This window comes from Taibaiella chishuiensis, assembly GCF_003014535.1.
GTDB classification, from domain to species: domain Bacteria; phylum Bacteroidota; class Bacteroidia; order Chitinophagales; family Chitinophagaceae; genus Taibaiella; species Taibaiella chishuiensis.
Map to the genome: position 1 here is coordinate 79,108 of NZ_PYGD01000014.1, position 11,334 is coordinate 90,441.

Genomic DNA, 11,334 nt, shown 5'->3' on the forward strand with positions numbered 1-11,334 from the left:
TTGATTTCGTGAAATTATTCATTTTTTTTCTTTTTTACTCAGCAGTCCTGTGCCGTGCCGTTATCTGCTTTGGCAGCCAGGGCTTTCTGGCGCTGCTCGGTAGCCTTTACCCTGCGCAGACCGAAATAGCCGGCCAGTGGTAACACTACGCCCACGGCAAGCGCCAGCGGTATATCTACAGTACTGGTATCGAAGCCGTTTTTGAGCAGTTTGCCGGCATTGTATCCCAGCAGCAGCATCCCGATGAAGAGTTGCAGGTAAAATATCTTTTTCTGATCCTGGTAACGCATAATATCTGGTTTTAAAATTTAAGGATAAAAGTTTCAGGAAAGCAGGAGCGCCCTGCCGTTGCGGTAAATATCGAAACCCATGCGGGCGGGCCACCGGATGCCGATGCGCACCTGGTAATCGGCCGGCTCGTCGTGCTCGATTACCGAAAAGCTATGATAGCTGCCCAGGATCGATTGCTGGCTGGATACCAGCTTACCGTTATGATAGATCTTCTCTTCGCCGAGCCAGTTACTTTTTATATCGATACGTTGGTTATCGGTCGTGAAATAGGTCAGGTATCTCATGGAGCAAAGGATTAAAAGACTTACTGGATAATAAAATGCTGCATCAATGCACCCGCTACGCGGAACTGGTAAGAACCTTTGGGCAAACGGGCTGTGGCTACAAAGAATGCCTTATCTGAGTTTATTTTGCCTTTAAGGATTATCTTGCCGTTTTTATCGGCAATAGTATAGGCTGCGCCGGTTGCGTGTTCCACGGTAATCCCGATATAGGGATTGAGCGTACGCTGGTAAACGATGGCTTCGTCCATATTGCCCAGGGGCCGTACGGTGTTCAGTGCAGAAGCGGCGTCTACCGTACCGGCGCCTGCAACAAGCACCAGGAAAAAGGCAATAAAGGCGGCTTTACGGCTGATAAAGGATTGGAAAGAGGAAAAGCGGTTCATGGTTAACAATTTTATGGGTTTAGATAAATGTGTGTTTCGATTTGATGATGCAAACATACCCCGGGTTACCAGCGCCGCTTCCGACATTTAGACCTATGCCGGCAAATATTCGACCAATGCGTAATTTACGTTCGTCGAAGAAAAAACCCGGTTTGTCGAAAAATAGGGCTACAGGACGAATGCGGGCAGCCCCGCGGCCGGGAAACTGTAGTTTTGTATCAACAACAACGGCCCCAGGGCCATAGACCCATAAGCAGAAAAGCATTGCGTATATTCAGGATCAGCGAAGCCTTTAAACAGGAGCTCCGGCAGCAGCGAAAAACCATATTCGGCAACAAACGATATTGGTTTCATATCGTGTTGTGGGTGCTTGTCTTGTTTTTTGCCCTCATCCAGAACCAGGATTTCCAGAAAGGGCTCCGGATCGGGATGAAGGTCAACAACAAACGCGTGGCCCTCGACCCGGTTTCTATTACCACCACCCTCACCCTGGCCGCCATCACCGCCGCATTGATGGTATACGGCCTGTTGCTGTTCGTGATCCCCCTGGCCAGGGTACGCCGGCAAAAACGCGTACTATGGCTTGGCCTGATTGCCAACGGGGTGTTGTTCGTAGTCACCATGGGCGTCGTGGGCATTATCGCGGGTTATACGGCCCAGCGCAACCAGGAAACGGCTTCGGGTATCATGGTCAACCTGAGTATCATGGCCACGGTATCGGTCATTATACCCGCCTACTTTTTCGCCTTCTATTACTTTATCGATCTCTACGACCAGCAGCGCAATCTTACCCGTTTCCAGCAGGTATTTACCGATAAGCTGCAGGCCGAAACCAATTTCCTGAAAACCCAGATCAACCCGCATTTCCTCTTTAATACCCTCAACAACATTTATTCGCTGGCGCTGCGCCAATCGGACGACGCCCCGGTAATAGCCCGCCAGCTGAAGGAACTCACCCAGTACATGCTGCACGATTGTATGCAGGATATGGTGCCGCTGGCCGGCGAGGTAAACTTCCTGAAGAATTATGTAAGCCTCGAACAGTTGCGCAACAAACAGGATGATGTAGACATACAGCTGCATGTAGATGGCGATACGGGCGACAAAGAGATCGCCCCGCTCCTGCTGGTCAACTTTATCGAGAACGCCTTTAAACATGGCGTAAAGTCCGGCATCAGCCATGCTTTTGTAAAGATCAGCCTGCTGATCATGGACGAAACCCTGTCGATGGAGATAACCAACAGCAGGCCATCCGTACAGGAAACGCCCGGCCTGGCCGTAAAGGAAGCCGGCGGTATCGGCATCAGGAATGTACGCCGCAGGCTCGAGATACTCTACCCCGGCCGGCACCGGCTGCGCATCAACCAGTCCAGGCAGGAATATACCGTGCATCTTAATATCGAACTCTGAGCAGCAATATGATCAATAACTATATAGAACGGGAGATCAGGCGTAAGAACCGCGGTGTCTATTTCAAGAAAGGGAAATGGATCTTCCATGTGGTGTTCCTGACCCTGATCGCGATTATAACGATGGTAAAACCCACCGAGGAAAGCCTGCACAAACTGAACCTCGAAAAGGGACTGGCCAGCCTGTGTACCCTGCTGCCCTTCGTTACCTTTTTCTACTTTTATTGCCTGTACCTGATCCCGGTTTGCTTTAAAGGCAACCAGCGGAAAAAATTCTGGCAGCTGCTCATCATTTCCCTCATTGTCTTCCCCCTGCTCGACCTGGCCATAGAAACGGCTTTCCGGAATTACCTGCCGCACCTGACCGCGCAAAAGACAAAGTCCTGGGTCGCTTTACTTTTCGAGACCTATAAAGAGTTCCTGTCCAATTTTACGGGTTTTACGTCGATGTTGTTCATCATGGAACTGATGGAAGAAATAAGAACCTCCAAGGAGATCAACCAGAACGAGCATCAACTGGCCCTTACCGAACTGAACCTGCTCAAAACCCATATGAACCCCGACTTTATGGTACGTTCGCTCGACGGTATTATCCAGTTGTCGGAGGAGAAACGGCAGGATGCACCGGAGGCCGTGATCCACTTCTCCGATGTATTGCGCTACCGCCTGTACAGGAGCGTCAACAAACTGGTGCCCCTGTCTGAAGAGCTGCAGCAGCTTGGCAACCTGTTCCGCTTCCAGAATACCGTTCCGGGCCAGGAGCAGGCCTGCAGCCTGGAAACCGAAGGCGATACGAGCACAAAATATATCATCCCCCTGGCCCTGATCAATATGGCGGAGGCCCTGCTCACGGCCTTCAGCCGGTCGCAGGACTGGAGCCTGCTTTTTTATATCCTGATCGAGGCCGAAGAAATACAGGTAGCCATCGAAATGACCTATGACGGCGCACCCGGCGCAGAGGCCGTTTTCGAAACAATTCACCACGATTTGAAGCGGTTATTGGGTACAGATGTTATCTTTACAGCAGAGCAAGCACAAAATGCTTACAGTATCCGTACATGCATACCCCTACGAATCAACTCAACTGCCTTATCGTAGACGATGAGCCGCTGGCCCAGGAAGTGCTGGCTGCCCACATCGCCAAGATACCTTCGCTTAACCTCGTACAACAATGTTCCAATGCTATGGAAGCATTCGAGGCTTTGCACAAAAACACGATAGACCTTATTTTTCTCGATATCAATATGCCCGTGGTCAGCGGGCTCAGCTTCCTGCGTTCGCTCAAAGACCCGCCAGCCGTTATCCTGACCACGGCCTATACCGAGTATGCTATGGAAGGTTACGAGCTGGACGTAGTCGATTACCTGCTGAAACCCGTACCCTTCGACCGTTTTTTTAAAGCAGTAAAAAAAGCATCGCAACAACTGAGCCATACCGGCCGTAATGTACCCGTACTACAGGACGATGCGCCCCTGAGCCTGCCCGTACAGCAAACCGTAACCCAGGTCAATACCACCGAAAAGAATTACTTCTTTATCAAGGCCGATGGTAAACTGGTTAAGGTCAACTATGCCGATATCCGTTATATCGAAGGCATGAAAGATTACCTCAAGATCCATTGCGTCAACCAGAGTATCGTATCCCATCATACCATGAAAGCCATGGAAGAGCAATTGCCTTCCGATAAATTTATGCGGGTACATAAATCTTATATTATTGCGCTCGGCGCCATAAAATCGATAGACGGCAATATCATAACCCTGGATATGGATAAGGCTGAAATACCCCTGGGCAGCAGCTTCCGGGATGCCCTGCTCGCTACTGTAGCGGCCAACCGCTAATGCCCTCCGTCAAAACCTTAAACCTTCCCGAACACCCATGCCCGGCGCATTACTGAAAGGCCTCATCAATACCTGGATTGCCACTACAGGCCGCAAGCGCAGCCTGGAAGCGGATCCGTGGCTTGAGGGCCCTACCGGCGACGAGCAGATCGGCAGCAGCTTTTACCAGACCTATGCCCGGGCTGAAGGCCTGCAAACCTTTGCAGAACCGGATGCCGGCCTGCTCGCCGATTTCCGTAAAGTAATTGCAGTCAACGATCCTCATCGCGATAAACTGAAGTCCTCGATCATTCATTTCTACGAACATACTGCCGCTTACAAACTCGAGGTATGGTCGCAGTGGTTCCGGCCGATGCGCTTCTTTGCCCGCACCCTCGTGGGCCTGGTCAGTACCAAGATGGACCAGCTCAACATACCGCTTAACCCGCTGGAAACCAGTCGGGGCATGAGCAACGAAGTGATCCGCCTGGTGCCACCGGGCGCCACCGAACAACAGGCAGCCTGCTGGTTACGCAAGTCGATACAAAACGGTAAAGTCGTATATGCCGGCTTCTATTCCCCGGCCGAACGGAATGGCCTACCCATGGTACGCGTGGTATTTCCCCTGCCCGCCGGCAATGCAACGGTGCTGCTGCGTACCGAAGTACAACCCGATGGATCGGTAAAACTACTATCGGACGGTAAACGTTATGGCGATGCAGGTTACTACCGGCTGCGCAGGAGCGATACCGGTTATGTGCGGGTTAAATATATACCGATCAAAGAGTCGATCCATGTATTCGAAGATGCGGAGGGCGTACTGCGTACCGACCATCTTTTTTGGTTTATGGGCTTCAAACTGTTGCACCTCCACTACAAGATCCTGCCGCGATAAACGCCTGTATCTCAATACCTGCCTCTACTGCAGGTATTTTTAGCATTTCTTTTTGACCCCGGTAAAGAAACTTTTTCATCAATGCATTGTTGTATTACCACAAGCAAACAGCAAAAAACGAAACGTTTTATTGCCCCGAACGGGTAATAACGAAAAAGGAAACAAAAACCAGAAGAAGCAGATTGCCGGGTGTAATAACCCGGGGGACAGGGGAAAAATCCCGATCAGGTAAAAGATAGTTTTTGTTTTCTAAGGGAATGCTCCGCCCACGGGTTACGGGATTGGGAGCATTCCTCTTTTTATGCCCTTTAGGAAGAGAGGATTTTCGCCATTTCCAGCATATCCATATCCAGGGGCGCATGTTCTTTAATAGCATTTTCGAAAGGCGTGCAGATGATCTGCTGGTTTTCCAACCCGATCATTACCTGCGAGGTGCCTTTTAAAAGCGTGTTTACTGCGGCATAACCCATCCGGCTGGCCTGTACCCGGTCGAAATAAGAGGGCGAGCCGCCGCGTTGTATATGGCCGAGTATGGTGGCCCGTACATCGATCCGGGGAAAGTGTTCGAGTATCTTGGCCTTCACGGCTTCCGCCCCGCCAAAGTCATCGCCTTCGGCCACCACGATGATGTTAACCAGTTTCTTCCTTCTTTTATCGTTGCTGATCCGTTTCAGGATCGATTTAAAATCGGTATCCTTTTCCGGCACCAGTATATCCTCGGCGCCACAGGCTATACCACTGTTCAGGGCGATATAACCCGCATCCCTGCCCATCACCTCTACGATAAACATACGGTCATGTGCTTCGGCAGTATCCCGGATCTTGTCGATGGCATCCACAGCGGTATTTACAGCCGTATCGAAGCCCAGCGAATAGTCGGTGCCGGCTATATCGTTATCGATCGTACCGGGTATGCCTACCGCCGGCAGCGAATGTTCTCCGAAAAATGCATGCGCTCCCTTAAAGGTACCGTCGCCACCGATCAGTACCAGGCCGTCCACCTCGTGTTTTTTTAATTGTTCGAAGGCTTTCTTTCGTCCCTCGGGGGTCATAAATTCCTTACTGCGCGCGGTTTTCAATATAGTACCGCCCCGCTGTATGATATTGGATACGGAAGTGGTATCCATGTTGAAGATATCACCTTCGATCATGCCCTGGTAACCCCGGCGTATACCGGCCACCTGTACATTGTTGTATATGGCGGTACGCACTACCGCGCGTATGGCCGCATTCATACCCGGCGCGTCGCCGCCCGATGTCATTACTGCAATTTTCTTCATAATGCCCGATGTATTTGCTGAGAATCCTCTACAACAAGTTTTGTACTATTTGGTTGGCTTAGTTGGCGCCGGTATGACCAAAACCACCCGCTCCCCTTTCGGTTTCGCCGAGCAGGCTTACTTCGGTCCAGCTCACAGTTTCATGTTTGGCAATCACCATCTGCGCCACGCGCTCACCGTCTTCGATGGTCTGCGCTTCGTTGGAGAGGTTTACGATCGGGATCTTGATCTCGCCGCGGTAATCGCTGTCGATCGTGCCTGGTGCATTGATCACGGTAATTCCTTTTTTAATGGACATACCGCTGCGGGGCCTGATCTGTGCTTCGAAACCTTGGGGCAACTCTATAAACAGACCGGTAGGAACCAGGGTACGCTCGAGAGGCTGCAGGGTAATGGTTTCAGAAATAAAGGCACAGAGATCCATACCTGCCGAACCGGCGGTCTGGTATTTGGGCAGCGCATGGTGCGACTGGTTAATGATATTTACGGGAGTCATTGTATATGCAGGTTTAATAATAAATAAAAAACGGGACAGGCTTAGCCGGTCACTTCAAGCCGCAGGGCTTCGTGGATATGGCCATTGGTGGCCAGGGTTTCCAGGTCCCAGGCGGTATAAGGATTGTTCTTAAAATCGGTAACACGGCCGCCCGCTTCCGATACGATAAGATAACCGGCTGCGATATCCCAGGGATTGAGGTTGTACTCCCAGAAGCCGTCGAAACGGCCACAGGCCACCCAGCAAAGATCCAGGGCTGCAGAACCGAGCCGCCTTACCGGCAGGCCTTTCTTCACCAGTCGCTCAAAGGCGGAAAAAGGGTCTTTGCCTTCGGGAAAATGATAGGGAAAACCGGTTACCAGGCAAGCCGTAGCAAAGTCTTCTTTGCGGGATACATGGATGGGCTGGTCGTTGAGGAAAGCGCCCTTGCCTTTTTCGGCAAAGAAGAGCTCGTTCATCATCGGGTTAAACACAGCGCCCATAATAATGTCTTCGCCATCCATCAGCCCGATGCTGACGCAACATAAGGGAATGCCATGGGCAAAGTTAACCGTGCCGTCGATGGGATCGATCACCCAGCGGTAGCGGGCCTGCACATCGTGCCGGCCATACTCTTCGCCGATGATGCCATGATCGGGGAACGCCGTTTTTATAATACCGGTGATCAACCTTTCCACGGCCTGGTCTACCTCGGTTACGAGGTTATTGATACCCTCTTTGTGGGATATTTCAAACGGACCGTTGAATCTTTCTTTGATCAATGCGCCTGCTTCCTGAACCGCTTGTAATAGAACTGCCCTCATAGCTTCTTTTTTCTGACAATAAATGTATAAATTCCGGGATCCGGTTACCGGTTAGAGTTTCAACTCCTTACCCAGGTAATAATCGATAACCTTCAGCTTAAAGATCAGGTCGTATTTGGCAGACAGGGCATCGGACTTGGCCTTATAGCCGTTGTTCTGCGTAGTCAGCAGTTCCAGCGCGTTCATCAGGCCCAGTTCATACCGCTTTTCGGCAAAGTGGAAAGCACGGTCGGAGGCTTCGGCCGCACTGGTTGCGGCATAATATTTTTGTACGGCTACCATAGCGTCGTAATACGCTTTATAGACGTCTTGCTTCAGTTTGAGTTTAGTTTGTTCCAGGTTCAGGCCCTTCGAAGCCATATCGATCCTGTTCTGCGCGATCTGCGTGCGGGTGCTCCAGCCGTTAAACAGCGGGATATTGGCACTCAGGGCAACGGTCTGCCGGAAGTTGTCCCAGATCTGGGTTCCAAAGGGAATGGTACGCAAATCTGTTTTCAGGGTCGGCTGTTCTATCCAGTAAATATTATTGTTGATATTTACAAAGTCGCCGTTCTTAACCGAACCGGTAACGGTAACGCCCGTAGGTTCGGTATAGGAAGAGGCATAGTTGGTACCAAACTGACCGCCCAGCGAGATCTGGGGCAAGAGACCAGCCCGGGAAACATCGACGGCCTTTTTCGCTGCTGCATATTTATACTGCCCGCTTTTTATCGATCCGAAATGATCTTTGGCAACCGTGTAGATCTGCTCCGGTTTCATACCGATTACCTCGGTTACCGGCACCACATCTACATTGGGCGCCAGGGGCACAAAGGGATCTGCGATCTCGAAGTTCATCAGCGCTTTCATATCCAGCAGGGACTGGAAATAAGTGGCCTGTGCCGAGTAATAATTGGAACTGTCGGTGGCTACCTGTGATTCCATCTGGGCCAGGTCGAGTTCGGGCGAGCGGCCTACGGATACGAAGGCTTTGGTTTGCTCCATCTGTTTAACGCTGAAGCCCAGCTGGCTCCTGGCGATGCCGATCTGTTCGCGCGCCAGCAGTACCCGCAGGAAAGCCGTGGCTACGTTCAGCGATACATCGTCTTTTAACTGGTCGAGATCGGCTGTAGCGGCGCTCATCAGGGACCGGTTCCGTTCTATGGTATGCCGTTTCTGGAACCAGCCGAACAGCAGCACATCCACGTTACCGTTCAAGCCCATAAAGTTGTACCCCGACCTGATGAACTGGTTGGACGTAGGATCGATAGAACGACCGAAATTACGGCCATAGTTGCCCGATGCCGAGGCGCTGGGCAACTGCGCCAGCTGGCTTTGCTGCAGCTGCAGTTTGGCCAGCCTTTCGTTCAGTACGCTTTGTTTGATGTCCAGGTTATTCCTTACCGCATATTCCACACTTCGCTGCAATGTCCACAGGGAATCCTGCTCCTGTGCCTGCGCCTGTAGGGCGCCGGCTATAAAAAGAGAAAAAACTAGGGGTATACGTTTTAACATGGTGCAAATGTAGTTAAAATAGCAGGTTTAAGATTTGAATTTTACAGGTGTATAGTGCCTTGCATGGCTTATGCATTCCAGTATTTACGCAACAGCCATTCGGCCGCGGCAAACAGCAGGATCACGAAGAAAAGCCAGCGCAGGTTAATCAATTGTATATAGGTTTTATCGGTGTGTATCAGGGGTTTTACCGTGGGGTTATTTTTCAGGCTGTCGGCCAGCGCTCCCATATTGGCGTAGGTAAAAAATCCACCGCCGGTCTGCCGGCCCAGCTTGTACAGCAATTCATAATCGGCATTGGTCTTCAGGGCTTCCAGCGGTACCGCCGTTACCACAAAAGAACCTTCGCTGGTATAGCTTTTGCCATTGGCCTGGGTGCTTCCTTTAAAGGTATAACTGCCCGGGGCCAGCAGGCCTATGTTCAGGCGATAGCTTTTACCATTCCGCTCGAAGGCATAATTCCAGTTCTTGCCGGCACTGTCGGCCAGCGACAGGCGGGCATCCGGGCCGTTCACCAATTCGCCGTTATCATTCTTCAGCTCTGCATACAGGTAGGCTGCCTCGTTATCGCTCAGGATGTATTTGTCCATAAATACCCGGAAAGGCCGTGTATCTTTTTTAGCGCTCAGCAGGCTTACCGTCTGCCGGATCAACTCGTCTACGGTTTCGTGTTTACCAAAGTATTTAAACTCGTAGAGGCGCCAACGCCAAATGCCTTCGCCGCAAAGTACAGCCATAGGCTGTTCGCCGGCACGAAACAGCCACAGCGGGTATTGGGTAGCCACATTGCCGATCTGTTGCTGCAGCAGCACCTGGCCGTCGCCGCCGGCACTGTAATTGCCATAAGGCGCCTGCAGGGGCGGCATCTTCGCGATTACCTCGCGGATATTGGCCGGCAGGGTAAAATAACTGAAGCTGGCATTGATCAGTGGCAATACATCGTTCGTATTATTGGAGCCGGCCACCTTCAACAATGGCTGTGCCTGCGAAAAAGCGGCAAGATTCGTCTGGCTGCCCAGGATATACCATACCGGCACATTGCCCAAAGCAGGACTGCGCCCGGCCTGTAGTGCCGGTATGTTATGCGCCACCACCAGGGCATAAGTATTCAGATCGGCGGGCAGATCGTTGCCAAACCGGAGTTCTGTTTTGTATTGGGGCAGGGGCTCGAGCGCCGCCTTGATTGCAGCCAAATCCGGGTGCGGACCTGCAGCAAGCAGCAGCACCTTAGTCTGTTCGTCGATCACTTCAACGAAAAAGTCCATGCGGTTATTGTTGCTGTTCTGTTCCCCATCCGCTACCGGCACTACGATGCTGTACCGCTGAAACCCTTTAACCGCGGCCTTTGCCTCGAACCGGAACGAAGCCGTATACCGGTCCTTATCCACATGCACCGGGCTCTGGCTTATGGTTTTACCCTGGTGTTGTACCGTAATAGCCGTATGCAGGCCGTTGAGCTTTTCGATCCGCAGGTCTGCAACAATCTCGAAATTAGTGTTGAGCGCCACGGTCTTATTGGCGTATACCCTGGTCACGGCTATGTCGCGGGGCCGCGTGCTGTCGCCCAGGGCAATGCTATACACCGGCACGGGCGTAGCCACCGGGGCGTACAGGGGATCGAGCCCTTCGTTGTAGATACCATCGCTGGAAAGAATGATGGCGCCAATATTCTGATCGCGGTATTGCTCCGTAACCGATTGCAGGGCGCCGGCTATGTCCGTACTTTTCTGATCGTAGCGAAACAGGCTGTCGGGACCCACATCGCCGCCAAAGCCCAGGGTAACCACCTGGTAGTCCTGCTGCCAGCGCGCCCGCATGGCCTCGGCCTGCTTGCGGTAATTGGCAGAATCCTTGCCCAGGGCGCCACGCATCGATGAGGAATTATCCTGCAACCAGAGCAGGAGCGGTTTTTCCTCTTCGGTATGCTGTACCGGGAAGGCCGGCGCCAGCAATAAGACGGCAGTAAAAAAACAGGTAAAAAAACGGAGCAGCGCAGGCAACCATTTTACCGGTATATTTTTTTTACGGTCACGTATAAATATAAAACAGGCAGGCAATAATCCGATAACGAAACAAAGCAGCCAATATATAAAATTCATCAATGGGATATAAACGGTCAGTAATTCAGTATGCAAGTTTAACGGAAAATAGGGGTATGACAAACTATTAGCAGGCTTAA

12 protein-coding genes are annotated in these 11,334 nt (G+C 51.5%); 4 read left to right on the forward strand and 8 right to left on the reverse strand.

From position 1 onward, the window contains the following. Nucleotides 1-38 precede the first annotated feature (38 nt). From B0I18_RS23525 to B0I18_RS23535, 3 genes are read right to left on the reverse strand one after another with little or no spacing between them, the layout of a single operon-like run. A complete protein-coding gene (locus B0I18_RS23525; protein WP_106525221.1) occupies nt 39-290 on the reverse strand; it encodes a DUF2062 domain-containing protein in 252 nt (83 codons plus the stop codon). A 33-nt stretch (nt 291-323) separates the two neighbouring features. Continuing rightward, a complete protein-coding gene (locus B0I18_RS23530; RefSeq protein ID WP_106525222.1) occupies nt 324-575 on the reverse strand; it encodes a hypothetical protein in 252 nt (83 codons plus the stop codon). 20 nt (nt 576-595) lie between these two features. Next, nucleotides 596-958: a hypothetical protein gene (locus B0I18_RS23535; protein ID WP_106525223.1), complete on the reverse strand. Its 363-nt coding sequence runs from the start codon at nt 956-958 to the stop codon at nt 596-598. A gap of 264 nt (nt 959-1,222) precedes the next feature. Here B0I18_RS23535 and B0I18_RS23545 point away from each other — a divergent pair, with 264 nt between their 5' ends. From B0I18_RS23545 to B0I18_RS23560, 4 genes are read left to right on the forward strand one after another with little or no spacing between them, the layout of a single operon-like run. After that, complete coding sequence (locus tag B0I18_RS23545) at nt 1,223-2,368, forward strand: sensor histidine kinase (protein ID WP_106525225.1); 1,146 nt, start codon at nt 1,223-1,225, stop codon at nt 2,366-2,368. An 8-nt stretch (nt 2,369-2,376) separates the two neighbouring features. Next, nucleotides 2,377-3,465, forward strand: a complete 1,089-nt coding sequence (locus B0I18_RS23550; RefSeq protein ID WP_106525226.1) for a histidine kinase — start codon at nt 2,377-2,379, stop codon at nt 3,463-3,465. Continuing rightward, nucleotides 3,426-4,208 carry a LytR/AlgR family response regulator transcription factor gene (locus B0I18_RS23555; RefSeq protein ID WP_106525227.1) on the forward strand — a complete coding sequence of 261 codons (783 nt, stop codon included), beginning with the start codon at nt 3,426-3,428 and terminating at the stop codon, nt 4,206-4,208. Before B0I18_RS23550 ends, B0I18_RS23555 begins: the two co-directional genes overlap by 40 nt. A gap of 37 nt (nt 4,209-4,245) precedes the next feature. Next, nucleotides 4,246-5,082, forward strand: a complete 837-nt coding sequence (locus B0I18_RS23560; RefSeq protein WP_106525228.1) for a hypothetical protein — start codon at nt 4,246-4,248, stop codon at nt 5,080-5,082. Between the two features lie 308 nt (nt 5,083-5,390). Here B0I18_RS23560 and pfkA read toward each other — a convergent pair whose 3' ends face one another. From pfkA to B0I18_RS23585, 5 genes are all read right to left on the reverse strand, one after another. After that, on the reverse strand, nt 5,391-6,362 hold the full coding sequence (gene pfkA, locus B0I18_RS23565; protein ID WP_106525229.1) for a 6-phosphofructokinase: 972 nt from the start codon (nt 6,360-6,362) through the stop codon (nt 5,391-5,393). A 58-nt stretch (nt 6,363-6,420) separates the two neighbouring features. Then, the gene (gene dut / locus B0I18_RS23570) at nt 6,421-6,858 is read right to left on the reverse strand and encodes a dUTP diphosphatase (protein WP_106525230.1); all 438 of its coding nucleotides are present in this window, start codon (nt 6,856-6,858) and stop codon (nt 6,421-6,423) included. Nucleotides 6,859-6,899: 41 nt separating this feature from the next. Beyond that, on the reverse strand, nt 6,900-7,661 hold the full coding sequence (locus B0I18_RS23575; protein ID WP_106525231.1) for an inositol monophosphatase family protein: 762 nt from the start codon (nt 7,659-7,661) through the stop codon (nt 6,900-6,902). A gap of 51 nt (nt 7,662-7,712) precedes the next feature. Next, complete coding sequence (locus B0I18_RS23580) at nt 7,713-9,155, reverse strand: TolC family protein (protein WP_106525232.1); 1,443 nt, start codon at nt 9,153-9,155, stop codon at nt 7,713-7,715. A 68-nt stretch (nt 9,156-9,223) separates the two neighbouring features. Beyond that, nucleotides 9,224-11,254, reverse strand: a complete 2,031-nt coding sequence (locus B0I18_RS23585; RefSeq protein WP_106525233.1) for a flagellar hook assembly protein FlgD — start codon at nt 11,252-11,254, stop codon at nt 9,224-9,226. Nucleotides 11,255-11,334 lie beyond the last annotated feature (80 nt).